Below are 19,630 nucleotides of genomic sequence, written 5' to 3'. Positions count from 1 at the left end.
CCGCTCCACGAAACGCACCACGTCGCCAAGCCGACCGCGCCACGCCGGGCAGGGACCGGCGTGGAATCGAGCACCGCCGACCGCGCCGAGCCAGGCAGAGACCGGCGTGCCACCGGCACCGCCGAACGGCCGATCCGCGTGCCAGCGGATCGCCCTAGGCGGACGCACCCCGCTCTACGAAACGCACCACCCCGAGAGGCCGACCGCGCCACGCCGGGCGAGGACCGGCGTGGAATCGAGCACAGCCGAACGGCCGATCCGCGTGCCAGCGGATCGCCCTAGGCGGACGCACCCCGCTCCACGAACCGCACCACCCCGAGAAGCCGACCGCGCCACGCCGGGCGAGGACCGGCGTGCAATCGAGCACAGCCGAACGGCCGATCCGCGTAACAGCGGATCGCCCTAGGCGGACGCACCCCGCTCCCTGGAACGCACCACCTCGGCAAGCCGACCGCGGTGACGCCGGGCAGGGACCGGCGGCACAGCTGAGCCGGGCGCCGCCCGGCTCAGCGCATCAGCACAGCCTCTCGAACCAGGCGAGGGCGCTCTGGTCGGTGAGGTTGGCGACCTGGTCGACGACGACGCGGCGGCGGGCGTCGTCGTCGTCGGGGGCGGCGTGCCAGTCCTCGGCGAAGCCGGGCTCGAGGGTTCCCGGGCCGCGGTCGAGGAGCGTGTCGGCGAGGCGGGTGAGGACTTCGCGCTGCTGGGCGTAGATGGGCTGGCGGGTGTTCCGCGACATCACGAACGTCGCGACGATCCCCTTGAGCACGGCGATCTCGGCCTGCTGCTCGCGGGGGACGACGACGTGGCCGCCGAAGCGGACGAGGTCGGGGTGCTGGTACGCCTCGCGGGTGGCCTCGGTGGCGGCGGCGGCGAAGCGGCCGATGAGCTGGCTGGTGAGGTTCTTGAGCCGGGCCTGGTCGCGGCGGGAGCCGTCCCAGGAGGAGACCCACACGTCGAGCGAGTCGAGACGGTCGAAGGCGGCGACGAGCTCGTCGTGTCCGACCTCCCCGCCGACCCAGGAGTGCATCGACTGCACGAGGTCCTCGTGGTCGGCGCGGGAGCCGAGTGCTTCGACGTCGATGTAGCCGGAGACCACCGCGTCCTCGAAGTCGTGCACGGAGTACGCGATGTCGTCCGAGAGGTCCATCACCTCGGCCTCGATGCAGCGCACCCCCTCGGGGGCGCCCTCGCGCATCCAGGCGAACGCGGGGGCGTCGTCGGCGTAGAAGCCGAACTTGGCGCGCCCCGACGGGTCGGCGACCGAGCGCGTGTCGGGCCAGGGGTACTTGCAGCTCGCGTCGATGCTGGCGCGGGTGAGGTTCAGCCCGTAGGGGCGGGCGTCGTCGCCGAACACCTTCGGCTCGAGCCGCGTGAGCAGCCGGAAGGTCTGCGCGTTGCCCTCGAAGCCGCCGATCCCCTCGGCCCAGGTGTTGAGCGCGCGCTCGCCGTTGTGTCCGAACGGCGGATGCCCGATGTCGTGCGCGAGGCAGGCCGTGTCGACGACGTCGGGGTCGAGGTCGAGGCTCGTGGCGAGCTCCCGGCCGATCTGCGCCACCTCGAGCGAGTGGGTCAGGCGGTTGCGCGCGAAGTCGACGCCCGCCGTGGGGCTGAGCACCTGGGTCTTCGCGGCCAGGCGGCGGAGCGCGCTGGAGTGGAAGAGCCGGGCGCGGTCGCGGGCGAAGTCGGAGCGGCGGGTCGAGTGGTCCTCCGGCAGGAATCGCTCGGTGTCGACGAGCGAGTACCCCCAGAGCGCGCGGTCATCCACCGCTGTTGTGGATCTCGGCGGCCGAGACCGCGTCGCGCTGCCCGGCGTCGAGCTCGCGGGACTCGAGCCAGCGGTCCGGGAGGGAGGGGACCTTGGGCGAGCCGGCGCGGCCCCGCTGCCCCTCGGCCGCCTCGCCCGGGTAGGGCTGCGTCCAGTCGAGCGTCGCCAGGAGCTCGTCGAGCTGCGCGAGCGTCTCGACCGTGGCCAGGCGGGCGCGGAGGTCGCCGCCGACGGCGTAGCCCTTGAAGTACCAGGCGACGTGCTTGCGGATGTCGCGGCAGCCGCGCTCCTCGCTCTCGAAGAAGTCGACGAGCAGCTCCGCGTGGCGGCGGAACGCCTCGGCGACCTGCCCGAGCGAGGGGCGGAACCGCTCGTCGGAGCCGGCGAACGCGGCGGCGAGGTCGCCGAAGAGCCAGGGGCGCCCGAGGCAGCCGCGACCGACGACGACTCCGTCGCAGCCCGTCTCGGCCATCATCCGCAGCGCGTCCTCGGCCGACCAGATGTCGCCGTTGCCCAGCACGGGCACGCTCGTGACCGTCTCCTTGAGCGTGGCGATCGCCGACCAGTCAGCGTGCCCGCTGTAGAACTCGGAGGCGGTGCGCGCGTGCAGCGCGATCGACGCGACCCCGGCGCCCTCGGCGGCACGGGCGGCCTCGAGGTAGGTGAGGTGGTCCGGGTCGATGCCCTTGCGCATCTTGACGGTGAGCGGGACGTCGCCGGCGGCCTTCACGGCGCCCTCGACGATCTGCCGGAACAGCGGGAGCTTCCACGGCAGGGCCGCTCCCCCGCCCTTCCGGGTGACCTTGGGCACGGGGCAGCCGAAGTTGAGGTCGATGTGGTCGGCCCGGTCCTCGGCGACGAGCATGGTGACCGCCTCGGCGACCGTGACCGGGTCCACTCCGTAGAGCTGGATCGAGCGCACCGACTCGCTGGGGTGGTGGCGGATGAGGCGCATCGACTCCGGCGTGCGCTCGACGAGCGCGCGGGAGGTGATCATCTCGCTCACGTAGAGGCCGTTGCCGAACTCGCGGCAGAGGCGGCGGAACGCCGTGTTGGTGATGCCCGCCATGGGGGCGAGCACCACCGGCGCGTCGAGTTCGAGGGGGCCGATCCGGAGCGCCGGCGCGGTGCGCGCGGGCGGGGCGGCCGTGAGAATGGAGGACATCGGTATCGATTCTCCCAGATCCTGTGTTGGGGAAGGCGGAGTGACGAGCAGAGAGGCGGAGAGATGAACGGGAGCACACCTGTGGAGGACGGTTCGCAGCGGCTGGAGGCGGACGCGTCCGCCCGCGGCCTGGCGGTCGAGATCGTGGAGAGGCCCGCTGCCGGCAGCCTGCACGAGGCGGCCGCGCTGCTCGGCATCGAGCCCGGCGACATCGTGAAGTCGCTCGTGGTGAAGCGCCACGACGGCGGCTACCTGTTCGCCCTCGTCCCCGGCGGGCGGCAGATCGCGTGGCCGAAGCTGCGCGCGGTGGTCGGAGTGAACAAGCTCCGCCTCCCGGACGAGACGGCCGCCCTCGAGGCGACCGGCTACCGGCGCGGCACGATCACCCCGATCGGCTCCACGAAGGCCTGGCCGGTCTACGCCGACGAGCGGATCCTCGGCCGCCGCGTCGCGATGGGTGCGGGCGCCGACGGGCGCAGCGCCTTCGTCGACGCGGACGCCCTCGTGGCCGCCTACGGCGCGACCGTGGCCGACATCACCGTGGAGGAGCCTCCGCGCTGATCGGCGGCACCTCGGCCTGCGCTTCCGCGGCCTGCGGCACGGCGCAGACGCCGTCCTCGCACAGCGGCCCGCCGGAGTCGCCGAGCATCTCGAACGGCCCGCTCACGCGACGGCCGCCCGCTGCTCCAGCACGTGCTCGAGGACCTCGGTGAACGCCGCCGGCTCCTGGGCGCCGGAGACGCCGAAGCGCCCGTCGAGGACGAAGAACGGCACCCCCGAGATCCCGTACTCGCGGGCCTGGGCGATGTCGGACTGCACCCGCCCGAGGTAGCGCCGGTCCTCGAGAGCGCGGCGCGTCTCCGCCGGGTCGAGCCCGACCTCGCCGGCGAGCGAGGCGAGCACCTCCGGATCGGCCAGGTCGCGGCCCTCGACGAAGTACGCGCTCAGGAGACGCTCGACGAGCTCGAGCTGCAGTCCGTTCTCCTTGGCGTGGTGGAGCGCCTGGTGGGCGGTGACCGTCTTGACGTGGCGCACCGACTCGAAGTGGTAGTCGAGGCCGACGCTCGCCGCGATCGCCGTGACGGAGTCGAGCATCTGCTGCGCCTGCGCCTCCGGGATCCCCTTGTGCTCGGCGAGGAACGCCGCCTCTCCCCCGCGGTAGTCCTCCGGCGTGTCCGGCGAGAGCTCGAAGCTGCGGTACTCCACGACGACCTCCGGAGCCTCGGGGTGCGCGGCGCGGAAGGCCTCGAGCCCGCGCTCGAACCGGCGCTTCCCGATGTAGCACCAGGGGCAGGCGATGTCGGACCAGACGTCGACGGACAGGGGGCTCGGCTCAGCACTCACCCCCAGGACAACGGAGGGGGCGCCCCGCTATTCCCGCAGCACGCGGACGAGCTCGTCCACGTCGGACTCGTCGTTCCAGAGGTGGAAGGCGATGCGGAGCCGGCCGCCGCGGCCCGAGACGCGCAGACCCGCGGCCTGCAGCCGCTCCAGGTCCGCTCCCCCCTCGTCCGGCCAGGACACGAGCGCCCGGTGCTGAGGCTCCCGGTCCAGCCGCTCGCACAGCAGGTCGCCGAGGCCGGAGGCGTGCGCCCAGACCGCGTCGAGGTCGAGCGAGCGGAACAGGGCGAGCGACGCCTCGGCGCCGGCGAACGCCTGCCAGGCCGGCGAGACGTCGAAGCGGCGGGCGTTCTCGGCCAGGTGCATGGCCGGTCCGTAGCAGGACGACCACACGTCCTCCCCCGAGTACCAGCCCGCCTGCACGGGGACGAGCTCAGCCGCGTAGTCGGGCGAGACGGTGAGGAACGCCACTCCGCGCGGCGAGCACAGCCACTTGTAGGCGTGGGTGAGGGTCGCGTCGAAGCGGGAGGCGTCGACCGGCAGGACGCCGGCCGCCTGCGTCAGGTCGCACGCGGTCCGCACTCCGTGGCGCGCAGCCGCCTCGAGGACGGCGTCGAGATCGGCGAGCGCTCCGCTGCTGGACTGCACGGCGGAGAAGACGACGAGGTCGTCCCCGTCCTCGACGGAGTCGGCCAGCGCCTCGAGCGCGACGGAGCGCACGGTCACTCCGCGGTGCGCCTGGGCGAGGAAGGGGAACACGATGGAGGAGAAGTCGCCGTCCACGCAGAGCACGCGGGCCCCGTCGGGCAGCGAGGCGGCGAGCACGGCGGCCATGGCGGAGGTCTGCGAGCCGATGGCGACCCGGTCGACCGGAACGCCGGAGATCGCGGCGAACGAGGCACGCGCGCGCTCGGCGACAGCGCCGTAGGCGGCGGCCGTGCTCTCCCCGGACGACCAGCCGTCGAGGTCCGCCCGCAGCGCCTCGACGGTCTCCCGCGGCGGCAGACCGAGGGTGCAGGCGTTGTGGTAGCCGCGGGCACCGGCGAAGCGCGCGCGCAGGTCGGCGGAGTTCGGCAGTGCGGTGCTCACCTCTCGAGGATGACGCTCCGGAGCCGGATCGCCAAGACCGGGGAGCGACCGGGCGCGTCGGCGGCGGGCCCGGTCAGCGGGCGGCGAGGGCGTGCGCCTGCTCGAGCACGGCGACGACCTCGCGGGCCTCGCGGACGTCGACCGGCGAGGGAGCGCCGTCCTGGAGGGACCGCGCGACCTGCTCGAGGAACGCGGCGTATCGTCCCCGCTCACTCGGCACGGGGTGTGCGCCGGAGTCGTCGACGAGGACGCCCCATCCCTCCGGCGCGACCTCGCCGAAGCCGTCGTCGTCCGGTCGGGCGCCGCCGGTGCGGAGCGCGGTCTCCTGCGGATCGAGACCGTCGACGCTGAAGGCGGCGCGGGTGCCGAGCACGCGGAAGCGGGGGCCGGTCGCCCGGGCGACGCGGCTCATGGTGAGGTGGGAGCGGACGCCGCTGTGATGCAGGAGCGAGACGAACGCGTCGTCCTCGCTCGCGGAGCCCTCATGGACGGTCCGGGTCTCGGCCGCCGTGACGACCGCCGGGCCGAACAGCAGCAGCGCCTGGTCGACCAGGTGGCTGCCGAGATCGAAGAGGATCCCGCCACCCTCGGCCGGACCCGTCTCGCTCTGCCACCGGCCCGTCTTCGGCGCGCTCCAGCGCTCGAAGGTCGACTCGAAGCGGAGGACCTCGCCGAGGACCCCTTCGCCCAGGAGGCGGCGGAGGGTGAGCAGATCGGCGTCCCAGCGCCGGTTCTGGAAGACGAAGACGGGCGCACCGCTCCGCTCGGAGGCGGTGATGATCGCATCCGCGTCGGCGGCGCTCGGTGCGAAGGGCTTGTCGATCACGACGGCGACACCGGCCTCGAGCACCCGGACGGCCTGCTCCCGGTGCACCGACGGCGGCGAGGCGAGCACGACCAGCTCCGGCCGCTCGGCGAGCACCGCGTCGAGGTCGGGCACGATCCGGGCCTCCGGATGCGCGGCGGAGGCCGCGGCCCTCCGACCGGCGTCGCGGGTGGAGACGGCGACGACCTCGAAAGCCGGGTCGGCCGCGAGGAACGGACCGTGGAAGACGCTGCCGGCGAGCCCGAAGCCGACGATCCCGGCCCGGATCACGAGGAGGCCCCCGGCACGTCGACCGCGCCGCCGAAGCGGCGGGAGCGGCCGGAGTAGTGCTCGATCGCGTCCCAGAGGTCGGTCCGCGTGAAGTCCGGCCAGAGCCGGTCGAGGAACACCATCTCGGCGTAGGCGCTCTGCCAGAGCAGGAAGTTGCTGGTGCGCTGCTCGCCGGAGGAGCGCACGAAGAGGTCGACGTCCGGCATCTCGGGCACGTAGAGCGCCTTGGCGATGGTCTTCTCGGAGATGCCGGAGGGCTTGAGCCGCCCCGCCTGGACCTCGGCGGCGAGCCGCTGCACCGCGTCGGCGATCTCGGTGCGCCCGCCGTAGTTGACGCACATGGTGAGGGTGAGCACGTCGTTGCCCGCGGTCATCCGCTCGGCGAACTGCAGCTCGTTGATCACCGACGCCCACAGGCGCGGCTTCCGCCCGGCCCAGCGGATGCGCACGCCCCACTCGTTGAGCTGATCGCGGCGGCGGTGCAGCACGTCGCGGTTGAAGCCCATCAGGAAGCGCACCTCCTCGGGCGAGCGCTTCCAGTTCTCGGTCGAGAACGCGTAGACGCTGAGGTGCTTCACGCCGATCTGGATCGCTCCGGCCACGACGTCCAGCAGCGCCGTCTCGCCGCGCTTGTGCCCCTCGATCCTCGTCAGGCCGCGGGAGTTCGCCCAGCGGCCGTTCCCGTCCATCACGATGGCGACGTGCCCCGGAACGGCCTTCCGCGGGATCGCGGGCGGGTGGATCCCGGTCCAGTCGAGAGGGCGGTACGGCTCGGCGTCCTTGTGGGTGAAGGGCTTCATCGGGTGACGTGCTCCAGGGATCTCAGACCGCGTTCGAGGTGGAACTGCGTGTAGGCGGCGACCACTCCGCTCGCCCGCGACCGCGTGGTCGGCTCGGTGGTCTCGGCGTGGGCCCAGTCTCCCGTGAGCAGCGCACCCAGCAGGACCACGACCTCCGGAGCGACCCGCGGTGCTCCGGGCGGCGTGCAGTCGGCGCAGACGACGCCTCCGAGCTGCACCACGACCGCGCCGTGGGGCCCGGGGGCGCCGCAGCGCGCGCAGTCCTCGAAGCTGGGCGCCCAGCCCGCGATCGAGAGCGCCCGCAGGAGGTAGGAGTCGAGCGTCAGCACCGGCTCGTGCTCGTGCTTCGAGAGCGATCGCAGGGCCCCGACGAGCAGCAGGTACTGCTGCAGGGAGGCGTCCGCGTCGGTGAGGCGGTCCGCCGTCTCGACCATCGCGCTCGCGGCCGTGTAGCTGTCGTAGTCGGCGGCGATCAGCGCACCGTAGGCGCCGAGCGACTCGGCCTGCGTGACGATGTCGAGGCTCCGGCCCTCGTAGAGCTGGAGGTCGGCGACCATGAACGGCTCGAGCCGCGAGCCGAACTTGGAGCCGGTCTTGCGCACGCCCTTCGCCACCGCGCGGATCTTGCCGTGGCTGCGCGAGAGCAGCGTCACGATGCGATCGGCCTCGCCCAGCTTGTGCGTGCGGAGCACCACGGCTTCGTCGCGATAGGTGGGCATCCACCGATTATCCCCCCGACCCCCGACACCCGGCTGGCAGCCCGGCCGGAGCAGGGCCCGCGCCGTGGAACGATGTCCGGGTGGCAGCCTCCCTCTTCGAGATCCCGGCCTGGGCCGACCTGCTCGCGATCGCCATCGGCTGCCTCCAGGGCGCGATGTTCGCGGGCGAGTTCCGCGACCGCCGGATCGACCTGCTCGGCGTCACGATCATCGGCACGGCCACCGGCCTCGGCGGCGGCGTGCTCCGCGATCTGCTGCTCCAGACGCCCCTGGTGGCCCTGCACACCGACGCGTACCTGATCGTCGCGGTGACCGCCTCCCTGCTCGGGATGCTGCTCCAGCACCTGCTGAACCGGGTCGACGGGACGATCACCGCCCTCGACGCGCTGACCCTCGGGCTCTTCGGCGCGATCGGCACCACGAAGGCCCTGTCGCTCGGCGTGCCGGAGGTGCCGGCCGTGTTCGTCGGCACCGTCTCGGCCGTCGGCGGATCCGTCGTCCGAGACATCCTGCTGAACCGGCCGATCGCGCTGATGCACGTCGGCTCGCTCTACGCGGTCGCCGCCTCGGTGGGCACCGGCGTCCTGGTCCTCGCGCTGCGCTTCGGAGTGACGATCGACTTCGCCGCGCCGCTCGCGGTGGGCGTGACCACGGTCATCCGCCTGCTCGCGGTCCGCTACGGCTGGAGCCTGCCCGAGCAGCGCGCGCTCAGCGGGGTGCCGCGCCTGCGCTGGCGCCGCCGGACCTAGCGGCGGCCGACCCGGACGCAGGGAGCGGAGTCCCGCGCGGTCCGCGCACGGGAACGCCGGGGGAGCCGCGACGCATCACGGCTCCCCCGGCGGGGATCGGGCCCGATCAGGCGGAGGCGCCGGCCAGCTCGCGGACCGGGACCTCCTCGCGCAGGGCGCGGTTGACGGCAGAGACGATGGCCTTGAGGGAGGCGGTCGAGATGTCGGCGTCCACGCCCACGCCCCACAGGGTGCGGCCGTTCACCGTGCACTCGACGTACGAGGCGGCCAGCGCGTCGCCGCCGGCGCTGAGCGCGTGCTCGACGTAGTCGAGGACCCGGACCTCGACGCCCTGCTGCTCCAGCACGGCCTCGAAAGCGTTGATCGGGCCGTTGCCCCGCGAGCTGGCCGAGACGCGCTCGTCGCCCACCCGGAGGACCGCGTCCAGCGCGATGCTGCCGCCCAGATCGCTCGACGTGTTCGTGCGCAGCAGCTCGAAGCGGCCCCACTTCTCGTCGGCGCGCTCGGCGGGCGCCGGCAGGTACTCGTCCTGGAACACCGTCCAGATCTGCTCGCTCGTGACCTCGCCGCCCTCGGCGTCGGTCTTGGCCTGCACGACGCCCGAGAACTCGATCTGCAGTCGGCGCGGCAGGTCGAGCGCGTGGTCCGTCTTCAGCAGGTACGCGACTCCGCCCTTGCCGGACTGCGAGTTGACGCGGATGACCGCCTCGTAGGAGCGGCCCAGGTCCTTCGGGTCCACCGGCAGGTAGGGCACGGCCCAGGTGAGCTCGTCGACGCTGCGGCCGGTCCGCTCGGCCTCGGCGTGCATCGCCTCGAAGCCCTTCTTGATGGCGTCCTGGTGCGAGCCGCTGAAGGCGGTGAAGACCAGGTCGCCCGCCCAGGGGCTGCGCTCGGGCACGGGCAGCTGGTTGCAGTACTCGGCGGTGCGCTTGATGCCGTCCATGTCGCTGAAGTCGATCTGCGGGTCGATCCCCTGGGTGAACAGGTTCACGCCCAGCGCGACCAGGTCGACGTTGCCGGTGCGCTCGCCGTTGCCGAAGAGGCAGCCCTCGATCCGGTCCGCGCCGGCCAGGTAGCCCAGCTCGGCGGCCGCCACGGCCGTGCCGCGGTCGTTGTGGGGGTGCAGCGACAGCACGATGTTCTCGCGCTGCGCGAGGTTGCGGCTCATCCACTCGATCGAGTCGGCGTAGACGTTCGGGGTGGCCATCTCGACGGTGGCGGGCAGGTTCAGGATGACCTTGCGCTCGGGAGTCGGCTCGAAGACCTCGACGACGCGATCGCAGATCTCGCGGGCGAAGTCGAGCTCGGTGCCGGTGTAGCTCTCGGGCGAGTACTCGTAGTAGACGGCCGTGCCGGGGACGGTCGACTCCATCTCGCGGCACTTGCGGGCGCCGGCCAGCGCGATGTCGATGATGCCCTGACGGTCCTTGCGGAACACGACCTCGCGCTGCAGCACGCTCGTGGAGTTGTAGAGGTGCACGATCGCCTGGCGCGCGCCGCGGATCGACTCGTAGGTGCGCTCGATCAGGTGGTCGCGGGCCTGGGTCAGCACCTGGATGGTGACGTCCTCGGGGATCGCGCCCTCCTCGATGAGGCTGCGCACGAAGTCGAAGTCGGTCTGGCTCGCGCTCGGGAACCCGACCTCGATCTCCTTGTAGCCCATCCGGACCAGCAGATCGAACATGATGCGCTTGCGCTCGGGGCTCATCGGGTCGATGAGCGCCTGGTTGCCGTCGCGGAGGTCCACGGCGCACCAGCGGGGCGCGGCGGTGATGCGCTTCGACGGCCAGGTGCGGTCGGGCAGGTCCACGGCGATCAGCTCGTGGAAGGGGCGGTACTTGCCGATCGGCATGGGCGACGGCTTCTGGTTGTTCAGCATGAGGTGCTCTCCCGGCGCAGTGGTGCGCACGTGTCTGTTCTCGCTCGTGACCGATCCCGCTCGCGTGCGGCTCCGCTGGTGGGCGGTGCCGGTCGGGCGGTCTCGCGGGGATCCGGATGCGGATCGACCTCGCGGGCGAGGGATGGTTCAGCCGACGACGGACTCCGCGACGAGGATGGCCTGAGGATCAGATCTCGTCGCGGCGGAGAAGGAGGAGCTGTCCGAAGCGCACCCGGTCAGGGTAGCACCGCCCCCGCGGCGCGTCACCCCGGCGTCCCGCGCTAGGAGACCAGGCCGTTCTCGTAGGCGTAGACCACCAGCTGCACGCGGTCGCGCAGGCCGAGCTTGCCGAGGGTGCGGCTGATGTGCGTCTTCACCGTCGCCTCGCTCAGGAACTCGGCGCGCGCGATCTCGGTGTTGCTCATCCCCCGCGCGGCCAGGTGGAAGATCTCGCGCTCGCGGTCGGTGAGGGTCGCGAAGGCGGGCGGGGTCTCCCGTCCGCTGCCCGCCGCTCCGAAGTGCTCGAAGAGCTCGCGGGTCGCGGAGGCGGCGACCACGGCGGTCCCCGCGTGCACGGTGCGGACGGAGGCGAGGAGGAAGCCGGGCTCCGTGTCCTTCAGGAGGAAGCCGCTCGCGCCCGCCCGGATGGCGCGCGCGGCCGCCTCGTCGAGGTCGAAGGTGGTCAGCACGAGAATGCGCGGAGGCTCGACCCGCCGCTCCTGCGCGTCCGCGAGGATCCGCCGGGTCGACTCGATCCCGTCGACGCCCGGCATCCGGATGTCCATCAGCACGACGTCGGGGGCCAGCCGCGCGACCAGCTCCGCGCCCTCCGCCCCGTCCGAGGCCTCCCCGACCACCTCGAGGTCGGGCTGCGAGCCGAGCAGCATGCGGATGCCGGCGCGGAAGAGGGCCTGGTCGTCGACGAGGACGAGGCGGATGGTGTCGGTCATGCGGGGCTGCCTCCGGAGGCGAGGGGTGGGGCGGTGCGGGCGAGGGACGGGGAGGAGGGCAGGCGCGCGTCGACGACGAAGTCGTCCCCGACCGGGCCGGCGGCGAGCACTCCCCCGACGAGCGCGGCGCGCTCGCGCATGCCGACCAGGCCGTGGCCCTCGCCCGGCAGGGAGTCGCGCTCGACGTCGGCGCACCGGGCGTTGCGCACGGTCAGGGCGAGCTCGCCGCCGTCCTGGCGCAGGGCGATGTCGAGCGGCGAGCCCGGGCGGCCGTGGCGGAGAGCGTTCGTGGTCGCCTCCTGGGCGATGCGGTACAGGGCCAGACCGACGGCGCGCGGCACCGCCTCCAGGTCGACGGCGAGCTCGGCGCGGACGGGGGCTCCCGCTCCGCCCACGCTGTCGAGGAGGGCCGGCAGGTCGCGGGCGCCGGGCTGCGGGCCGTCGCTCTGCGAGTGCCGCAGCTGGGCGAGGAGCACGCGCACGTCGCCGAGGGCGTCCCGGGCGACGGAGGAGATGGTCAGCAGCGCGGCGTCGGTCTGCTCGGGGCTGGTGGCGCCGAGGTAGCGCGCGCCGTCGGCCTGCGCGATCACGACGGCGAGGGAGTGGGCGACGACGTCGTGCATGTCGCGGGCGATCCGGTTGCGCTCCTCCACGGTGTCGAGCTCGCGCTGCGCCCGCGCGCGCTCCTGCTCGGCCTGCGCGCGCAGGGTCTGGCCCTCCCGCGCCCGGCGGACCGAGCGGGAGAGCAGTCCGATGGTCCAGGAGAGGCCGAGCGTCGCGAGGATCCCGCCGAAGGTGGCGCCGGCCGACAGCAGGCCGTCGTAGGCGCTCGCGACGAGGTCGAAGACGAGGACGAGGTAGACGACGGCGACCACGGCGCCGAGGACGGCCGACACCGCGCCCGCGATCCGCACCCGCCGCGACTCCGACGCGCCGGCGCCGAAGAGGACGGCCAGGATGGCCAGATCCGCGGGTCCGGGAGCGAGGCTCGCGCTCATCTGGAGGGCGGCACCGGCCCAGGCGATCGAGAGGGCGAGGACCGGGGACCGCCGGTGCAGCACCAGCGCGACCGCGAGCACGCCCGCGACCAGCAGCTGCATCGCGCCGTCCACCCCGGCGAACGGGAGGCCGGCGACGAGGAGGAGCACCAGCGCCTGACCACCGGCGACCCCCACCGCGAAGGGGTCCTGCGGACCGGCGACCCGGGTCAGCAGCGCGTCGATCCGATCGCCCGCGAGGACCGGCGCCCGCAGCGCGTTGAGGTACACGAGGACCTTCGCCGCACCGAGCACGGAGGCGACCGCGAGGGCGACCAGGGCGAGGACCACGAACTCCACGCGCGCCGGGAGCCCGGACGGATCGAGCGGGCCGGAGAGGCCGAGCGCGACGGTGACGCCGCCGATCCCGGCGAGGATCAGGCCGCCCGCGAGCGCCAGGGCACGGGTCCAGGGGCCCACCCGGCGGGTCGTCTGCCAGAGGACGACCAGGCCGACGAGCACCCCGTCGACGGGGACACCGCCGAGCAGGACGCCTCCGTCGGCGAGCGCGCCGACCGCGACGAGCGAGGGGGCGAGCGCGGGCAGGAATCCCGCGACGGCGAGGGCCAGCGCGAGCACGAGGCCGCCGGCGATCCGCTCGGTCGGAGTGACCCCGGTGAGCCCGAGCAGCAGGTGGAGGGCGGCGAGCAGCGCCCCGGCGATCGGCAGGGCCGCCGGTCGGTCGAGGAGGGCGCGCATGAGGACCACGCTACGGGTCCGCGCGCCCGGGGGCGTCGTCCTGGAGGGTGACCGCGGTCGTCCTCCGGCGTCAGAAGCCCAGGCGCCCCAGCAGCTTCGGGTCGCGCTGCCACTCCTTGGCGACCTTCACCCGGATGGAGAGGAACACGCGGCGGCCCAGCAGGCGCTCGATCTGCTCGCGGGAGACGGCTCCCACCTCGCGCAGGCGCTGGCCGCCCTTGCCGATGATGATGCCCTTCTGGCTGTCGCGCTCCACGAAGACGTTGGCGTAGATGTCGATCAGCGAGCCGTCCTCGCGCTCGACCATGTCGTCGAGCGTCACGGCGAGGGAGTGCGGCAGCTCGTCCGAGACGCCCTCGAGGGCGGCCTCGCGGATGAACTCGGCGATCCGCGAGGACAGGTCCTCGTCGGTCACCGCCTCCTCCGGGTAGAGGGCGGGCGAGACCGGCATCAGGCGCAGGAGCTCGACGGCCAGGACGTCCAGCTGCTCCTCGGTCACGGCCGAGATCGGCACGATCGTGTCCCACTCGCGCAGCTCCGAGACGGCGAGCAGCTGCTTCGCCACGGACTTCTTCGAGGAGAGGTCGACCTTCGAGACGATCGCGACCTTCCGGGCGCGCGGGAAGGAGTCGAGCTGCTCGTTGATGAAGCGGTCTCCGGGGCCGATCGGCTCGTCCGCCGGGAACAGCATCCCGATGACGTCGACGTCGCCGAGGGTCGAGGTGACGAGCGAGTTCAGCCGCTCGCCGAGAAGCGTGCGCGGCCGGTGGATGCCGGGGGTGTCGACGACGATCAGCTGGCCGTCGGTGCGGTGCACCACTCCGCGGATAGCGCGCCGCGTGGTCTGGGGCTTCGAGCTCGTGATGGCGATCTTCTCGCCGACGAGGGCGTTCGTGAGCGTCGACTTGCCCACGTTCGGGCGGCCGACGAAGGACACGAAGCCCGCCCGGTAGGGAGCGGCGGCGGGAGTGGTGTCGGTCATCGTGCGTCCTCGTGCTGATCGCCCGTGGCTCCGCGGGTGGGAGCCGTGCTCGGGCTGGGGGTGGTGGTGCCGCCGTCCGCGATGATCGCGACGGGGCCGGTGCCGGGCTCGCCGGCGGTGTCCAGATCGGGATCGCGGCGGACGATCACCGTGGAGATGGTCCCACGGCGCGGGTCCGCCTGCTCGGCCTCGAGCAGCACTCCGCCGATCCGCGCCGTCGCGCCGCGCTCGGGGAGGCGCCCGTAGGCCTTGGTCAGCAGTCCGCCGACCGAGTCGACGTCGTCGTCCTCGAGGTCGAGCTCGAACAGCTCGCCGAGCTCGTCCACCGGCAGGCGCGCCGAGACGCGGTAGACCCCGGGCGCCGTCTCCTCGAAGAGGTCGACCTCGCGGTCGTACTCGTCGGAGATGTCGCCGACGAGCTCCTCGATCAGGTCCTCCAGCGTCACCAGGCCCGCGATGCCGCCGTACTCGTCGACCACCATCGCGAGGTGGTTGGACTCGAGCTGCATCTGGCGGAGCAGCTCGTCGGCCTTCTTCGACTCGGGCACGAACAGCGCGGGGCGCGCGAGATCGGCGACCGTGTCGTCGTCGTCCGGCCGCTCGTAGGTGTGCCGGGCCACGTCGCGCAGGTAGAGCACGCCGAGGACGTCGTCGACGCCGTCGCCGATGACGGGGAGCCGGGAGATGCCGCGGCTCAGCAGGAGCCCCATGCCGGCGCCGACGGAGGAGGTCGCCTCGATCGTCACCATGTCGGTGCGGGGCACCATCACCTCGCGCACGAAGGTGTCGTTGAACTCGAAGATCGAGTGGATCAGCTCGCGGTCGTCCTGCTCGAGCACGTCCTGCTCCGTCGCCTCGTCGACCATGCTGAGCAGCTGCTCCTCGGAGGAGAACCCCGCCGAGCGCCCGGTCCCCGGCGTCACCCGGTTGCCGAGAGCCACGAGCCCGTGCGCGACCGGGCCCAGCGCGAGCCGGAGCACGTGCACGAGCGAGGCGCTGGTGGACAGGACCGCACGCGCGTTCGCGCGCCCGACGCTGCGGGGGCTGGAGCCGACCAGGACGAACGAGACCGCCGCCATGATCAGGACCGCCAGCAGGAGCGCGAGCCAGAGCTGCGGGACCTCGACGACCAGCACCGTGGTGACGAACACCGCGGCCGTCGTCTCGGCCGCGATCCGCGAGAAGTTGACGACGTTGACGTGGGCGCTCATGTCGCCCGCGATCGCGCGGAGAGCGCGGGCGCTGCGGGAGTGCTGGGCCATGTCGAGCAGGTCGCTGCGCGAGAGGACGCCGAGTGCGGCGTCGGTCGCGGCGAACCAGCCGCCGACGGCGACGAGCGCGAGGGCGGCGATGAGGAGCTGGAGAGTGGGCACGGCGCGCTCTAGCGGCGTCGCTCGCTGATGTGGAAGCCGACCAGGATGTCGCGCTGGATGCCGAACATCTCGCGCTCCTCCTCCGGCTCGGCGTGATCGAAGCCGAGCAGGTGCAGGAGCCCGTGGGCGGTCAGCAGCTGCAGCTCGTCGAGCACGGAGTGGCCGGCCGACTCGGCCTGGGACTGCGCGACCTGCGGGCAGAGCACGATGTCGCCGAGGAGCCCCGCGGGGGTCTGCTCGTCCTCGGTCCCGGGCCGCAGCTCGTCCATCGGGAAGCTGAGCACGTCGGTCGGCCCCGGCTCGTCCATCCACTGCACGTGCAGCTGCTCCATCGCGCCCTCGTCGACCAGCACGATCGCGAGCTCGGCGTCGGGGTGCACGTGGAGCGAGTCGAGCGCGTAGCCGGCGAGGCGCAGCAGGGCGGCCTCGTCGACGGGGACGCTCGACTCGTTGTTGATCTCGATGCTCACGGGGGCGGGTCTTCCTTCGGTTCTAAGGGCGGGCGGGCTCAGCCGCGCGGAGGCTGGCGGTCGCCGGGCGGGCGGGCGGCCTGGCCGCGGCGCTCGGCGCGGTTCGCGAACTCCCGGGCCTGCTCGCGCTCGAAGTGCTGCGCCTGCTTCTGCTGGTCGTACTCGGTGTACGCGTCCACGATGCGGCCGACCAGGCTGTGGCGCACCACGTCCTCGCTGGTCAGGCGCGAGAAGTGGATGTCGTCGATGCCGTCGAGCACGCGCGTCACGAGGCGGAGTCCGCTCGCGCCGGTCGGCAGGTCGACCTGGGTGATGTCGCCGGTGACGACCATCTTGGAGCCGAAGCCGAGGCGGGTGAGGAACATCTTCATCTGCTCGGGCGTCGTGTTCTGCGCCTCGTCGAGCACGACGAACGAGTTGTTGAGCGTGCGCCCGCGCATGTAGGCGAGCGGTGCGACCTCGATCGTGCCGGCCGCGAGCAGCTTCGGGACGATCTCTGGGTCCATCATCTCGTTCAGCGCGTCGTAGAGCGGGCGCAGGTACGGGTCGATCTTGTCGGTGAGCGAGCCTGGCAGGTAGCCCAGCCGCTCCCCCGCCTCGACCGCCGGGCGGGTCAGGATGATCCGCTCGACCTCCTTGCGCTGCAGCGACTGCACGGCCTTCGCCATCGCCAGGTAGGTCTTGCCGGTTCCGGCCGGGCCGATGCCGAAGACGATGGTGTTCTGATCGACCGCGTCGACGTACTCGCGCTGCCCGAGCGTCTTGGGCCTCACGCTCCGTCCGCGTGCCGTGAGGATGGCCTGGCCGAACGCCTCGGCCGGGCTCACCGGCCCGCCGTTCTGCAGGATGCGGGCGGACTCGCGCACGCCCTCCGGGTCGAGATCGTGCCCGCTCGCGGTCATGCGCACCAGTTCTTCCACCAGGCGCGTCGCCGCGGCGACGGGCTCGCGCTCGCCGTCGAGCGTCACCTCGTTGCCGCGCACGTGCACCCGGACATCGGGGAATCGTCCTTCGACCGCTCGGATGAGGCGGTCCTGGGGTCCGAGGAGGCGCACCATCGCGACTCCGTCGACGGCGACGACGCGCCGCGTCGTCTCGGACGCGTCCGCGCCGGGGGCGGGACGCTCGTCGGGGCTCGCGCCCGTGTTCTCAACCGGTGGCAAGGGAGCCTTCCGTCTGGTGGCCGCCCAGGACGTGGGCGTGCACGTGGAACACGGTCTGGCCCGCCTCTTCGCCGGAGTTGAAGACGAGGCGGAACTGACCGTTGCTGTGGGCGTCGGCGAGCGACTGGGCGACCTGCACCATCTCGGCGAGCAGGGCGGGATCGGCGGCGGCGAGGGCGGCGACCGTGGCGTGCTCCTGGGTCTTCGGGAAGACGAGGAGGTGGACGGGCGCCTTCGGCTCGATGTCGGTGATCGCGAGGATGCGCTCGTTCTCGAACACCACATCGGCCGGGATCTCGCCCTGGACGATTCGCGTGAAGACGGTGGGTTCGCTCATGCACCCATCTTAAACGGGGCCCGTGCGCGACGGGTGCCGCGTTCGCCCACGGCACCCTGCTCCGGCGCCCCGAGTCGGCTGTGGAGGAGCGTCACCAGCGGCCCAGGCGGGCCGAGAGGACGGCGATGGCGGCGGGACCTGCGGTCGAGGTGCGCAGGACGGAGTCGCCGAGCGCGACGGCCTCGGCGCCCGCCTCCGCGAGCAGCCGCAGCTCCTCCGGAGCGATGCCGCCCTCGGGCCCGACGACGAGCACCAGGTCGCGTCCGTCCGGGACCACCTGGGAGAGCCGCGCCTGCGCCGAGGGCTCGAGGACCAGCACGCGGGACGTCGCGGCGCGCGCGACGAGACCGCGCACCTGCTCGAGCGGCGCGACCTCGGGCACCCGGGGGCGCAGCGACTGCTTGCTCGCCTCGCGCACGATGGCGCGCCAGCGCTCGCGCCCCTTCTCCTCCTTCGGGCCGGACCACCGCGAGATCGACCGCGCGGCCTGCCACGGGACGACCTCGTCCACCCCGAGCTCGGTCGCCGCCTGCACGGCGAGCTCGTCGCGGTCGCCCTTCGCGAGGGCCTGCACGAGGACCAGGCGCGGGGACGGCACCGGGGACTCCTGCACCGACTCCACGACGAGCACCACTCGCGCCGGCTCCGCGCTCTCGACGACCGCGGTCGCGACGAGTCCGCGCCCATCCCCGACCCGGACGCTCTCGCCCGCGCGGATCCGGCTGACGGTCGCGGCGTGCCGTGCCTCCGCGCCGGTGAGCGCGAGCCGGCCCCCGACGATGAAGCCCTCGGAGTCCAGCGACTCGTCGATGTAGTGGTGCGCCACGGGCTCAGCCCAGGAAGCGGTCGCGGAGCTTGGAGAACAGGCCCTGCTGGAAGTGGGTCAGCGCGGGCTTCTGCGGCTTGTAGTGCTTCGCCAGCTCCTGGACCAGCTCCCGCTCGCGGTGGCCCAGCTTCGTCGGGGTGACGACCTGGATGCCGATGCGGAGGTCGCCGCGTCCGCTGCCGCGCAGGCGCGTGACTCCGCGTCCCTTGATCGTGACGATCTCGGTGCTCTGCGTGCCCGGCTTGATCTCGATCTCGATGTCCCCGTCGAGCGCCTTGAGCGACGCCGTGGAGCCGAGGATCGCGTCCGTCATCTGCACCTCGAGGGTGCAGAGAAGGTCGTCGCCGTTGCGGCTGAAGACGTCGTGGTGCTTGACCTTGATCTCGAGGTACAGGTCGCCGTTGGGGCCGCCGGCCGGGCCGACCTCGCCGCTGCCGGGCATCTGCAGGCGCAGGCCCGTGTCGACTCCCGCGGGGACGTCGACGGGGATGGTGCGGCGGGCGCGGACGCGTCCCTGGCCCTGGCAGGTGGAGCAGGGGGTCGCGATGACGGTGCCGTAGCCGCGGCAGGTGCCGCAGGGGCTGGCCGTCATCACATTGCCCAGGAGCGAGCGGACCGTGCGCTGGATCTGGCCGGAGCCGTGGCAGATGTCGCAGGTCACCGGCGAGGTGCCGGGCTGGCAGCACGAGCCCTGGCACGTCTCGCAGAGCACCGCCGTGTCGACCTCGAGGTCGCGGTGGGTGCCGAAGATGACCTCGTCGAGCGAGACCTCCACGCGCAGCAGGGCGTCCTGGCCGCGCTCGCGGCGGGAGCGCGGCCCGCGAGACGAGCCCTGCGCGCCCTGCCCGAAGAAGGTCTCGAAGATGTCGCCGAACCCGCCGAAGCCCTGGCCGCCGCCGCCGAAGCCCTCCTGGGGCCCGCGGTCGTACTGCGCCCGCTGCTGGGCGTCGCTCAGGACGTCGTAGGCGTGCGTGACGAGCTTGAAGCGCTCGGAGGCGTCCGCGCTCGGGTTGACGTCGGGGTGCAGCTCGCGGGCGAGTCGGCGGTACGCCTTCTTGATCTCGTCGGCGGAGGCGTCGCGGTCGACGCCCAGCACTTCGTAGTGATCGGCCACAGGTGGCTTCGTCCTTCGTTCGTGGGTCGGTGGGCCGGGCACGGCGCACCGGGGGGATCCGGCGGGGGCCGGG

19 protein-coding genes are annotated in these 19,630 nt (G+C 73.0%); 2 read left to right on the top strand and 17 right to left on the bottom strand.

What is annotated here, in order from left to right:
• Positions 1-514: 514 nt before the first annotated feature.
• Together C5D36_RS11560 and dusB are read right to left on the bottom strand one after the other, a co-directional pair.
• Entirely contained in the window at positions 515-1,768 is a 1,254-nt protein-coding gene (locus C5D36_RS11560) for a deoxyguanosinetriphosphate triphosphohydrolase (protein WP_104295885.1), read from the bottom strand.
• Positions 1,761-2,933 carry a tRNA dihydrouridine synthase DusB gene (gene dusB, locus C5D36_RS11555; RefSeq protein WP_104295884.1) on the bottom strand — a complete coding sequence of 391 codons (1,173 nt, stop codon included), beginning with the start codon at positions 2,931-2,933 and terminating at the stop codon, positions 1,761-1,763. The genes C5D36_RS11560 and dusB overlap by 8 nt, the downstream gene beginning before the upstream one ends.
• 63 nt (positions 2,934-2,996) lie before the next feature.
• On the opposite strand from dusB, the gene C5D36_RS11550 reads away from it, so the two are divergent.
• Positions 2,997-3,494, top strand: a complete 498-nt coding sequence (locus C5D36_RS11550) for an aminoacyl-tRNA deacylase (RefSeq protein WP_104295883.1) — start codon at positions 2,997-2,999, stop codon at positions 3,492-3,494.
• A gap of 102 nt (positions 3,495-3,596) precedes the next feature.
• Here C5D36_RS11550 and C5D36_RS11545 read toward each other — a convergent pair whose 3' ends face one another.
• From C5D36_RS11545 to recO, 5 genes are all read right to left on the bottom strand, one after another.
• A complete protein-coding gene (locus C5D36_RS11545; protein ID WP_104238217.1) occupies positions 3,597-4,277 on the bottom strand; it encodes a DsbA family protein in 681 nt (226 codons plus the stop codon).
• A 27-nt stretch (positions 4,278-4,304) separates the two neighbouring features.
• Positions 4,305-5,363, bottom strand: coding sequence for an aminotransferase class V-fold PLP-dependent enzyme (locus tag C5D36_RS11540; protein WP_104295882.1), 1,059 nt, complete (start codon positions 5,361-5,363; stop codon positions 4,305-4,307).
• Positions 5,364-5,436: 73 nt separating this feature from the next.
• Complete coding sequence (locus tag C5D36_RS11535) at positions 5,437-6,459, bottom strand: Gfo/Idh/MocA family oxidoreductase (protein ID WP_104295881.1); 1,023 nt, start codon at positions 6,457-6,459, stop codon at positions 5,437-5,439.
• Positions 6,456-7,259 (bottom strand): isoprenyl transferase, encoded by an 804-nt coding sequence (locus C5D36_RS11530; RefSeq protein WP_104295880.1) that lies wholly within the window; start codon positions 7,257-7,259, stop codon positions 6,456-6,458. The genes C5D36_RS11535 and C5D36_RS11530 overlap by 4 nt, the downstream gene beginning before the upstream one ends.
• Positions 7,256-7,978, bottom strand: coding sequence for a DNA repair protein RecO (gene recO, locus C5D36_RS11525; RefSeq protein ID WP_104223431.1), 723 nt, complete (start codon positions 7,976-7,978; stop codon positions 7,256-7,258). The genes C5D36_RS11530 and recO overlap by 4 nt, the downstream gene beginning before the upstream one ends.
• 80 nt (positions 7,979-8,058) lie before the next feature.
• Here recO and C5D36_RS11520 point away from each other — a divergent pair, with 80 nt between their 5' ends.
• Positions 8,059-8,727 carry a trimeric intracellular cation channel family protein gene (locus tag C5D36_RS11520; protein WP_104223430.1) on the top strand — a complete coding sequence of 223 codons (669 nt, stop codon included), beginning with the start codon at positions 8,059-8,061 and terminating at the stop codon, positions 8,725-8,727.
• A gap of 106 nt (positions 8,728-8,833) precedes the next feature.
• Here C5D36_RS11520 and leuA read toward each other — a convergent pair whose 3' ends face one another.
• From leuA to dnaJ, 10 genes are all read right to left on the bottom strand, one after another.
• Positions 8,834-10,606, bottom strand: a complete 1,773-nt coding sequence (gene leuA / locus C5D36_RS11515) for a 2-isopropylmalate synthase (protein WP_104234458.1) — start codon at positions 10,604-10,606, stop codon at positions 8,834-8,836.
• 281 nt (positions 10,607-10,887) lie between these two features.
• Positions 10,888-11,556 (bottom strand): response regulator transcription factor, encoded by a 669-nt coding sequence (locus tag C5D36_RS11510; protein WP_104234459.1) that lies wholly within the window; start codon positions 11,554-11,556, stop codon positions 10,888-10,890.
• Positions 11,553-13,292, bottom strand: a complete 1,740-nt coding sequence (locus C5D36_RS11505) for a sensor histidine kinase (RefSeq protein WP_146078490.1) — start codon at positions 13,290-13,292, stop codon at positions 11,553-11,555. The genes C5D36_RS11510 and C5D36_RS11505 overlap by 4 nt, the downstream gene beginning before the upstream one ends.
• A 70-nt stretch (positions 13,293-13,362) precedes the next feature.
• Positions 13,363-14,274: a GTPase Era gene (gene era, locus C5D36_RS11500; RefSeq protein ID WP_104223426.1), complete on the bottom strand. Its 912-nt coding sequence runs from the start codon at positions 14,272-14,274 to the stop codon at positions 13,363-13,365.
• Positions 14,271-15,647: a hemolysin family protein gene (locus C5D36_RS11495; RefSeq protein WP_104223425.1), complete on the bottom strand. Its 1,377-nt coding sequence runs from the start codon at positions 15,645-15,647 to the stop codon at positions 14,271-14,273. The genes era and C5D36_RS11495 overlap by 4 nt, the downstream gene beginning before the upstream one ends.
• A gap of 8 nt (positions 15,648-15,655) precedes the next feature.
• The gene (gene ybeY, locus C5D36_RS11490) at positions 15,656-16,117 is read right to left on the bottom strand and encodes an rRNA maturation RNase YbeY (protein WP_104223424.1); all 462 of its coding nucleotides are present in this window, start codon (positions 16,115-16,117) and stop codon (positions 15,656-15,658) included.
• Between the two features lie 38 nt (positions 16,118-16,155).
• Positions 16,156-17,175 (bottom strand): PhoH family protein, encoded by a 1,020-nt coding sequence (locus tag C5D36_RS11485; protein ID WP_104225204.1) that lies wholly within the window; start codon positions 17,173-17,175, stop codon positions 16,156-16,158.
• A gap of 91 nt (positions 17,176-17,266) precedes the next feature.
• Positions 17,267-17,617: an HIT domain-containing protein gene (locus C5D36_RS11480; protein ID WP_104225201.1), complete on the bottom strand. Its 351-nt coding sequence runs from the start codon at positions 17,615-17,617 to the stop codon at positions 17,267-17,269.
• Between the two features lie 91 nt (positions 17,618-17,708).
• Entirely contained in the window at positions 17,709-18,443 is a 735-nt protein-coding gene (locus C5D36_RS11475; RefSeq protein WP_104258276.1) for a 16S rRNA (uracil(1498)-N(3))-methyltransferase, read from the bottom strand.
• A 4-nt stretch (positions 18,444-18,447) separates the two neighbouring features.
• Entirely contained in the window at positions 18,448-19,557 is a 1,110-nt protein-coding gene (gene dnaJ, locus C5D36_RS11470; RefSeq protein ID WP_104225203.1) for a molecular chaperone DnaJ, read from the bottom strand.
• Positions 19,558-19,630: the final 73 nt, after the last annotated feature.

Origin of the sequence: Rathayibacter sp. AY1C6 (assembly GCF_002931535.1) — a bacterium.
Classification (GTDB): Bacteria; Actinomycetota; Actinomycetes; order Actinomycetales; family Microbacteriaceae; genus Rathayibacter.
Note: the sequence above shows the minus strand (reverse complement) of the source record. Positions and strands in the feature narration are given on the sequence as shown.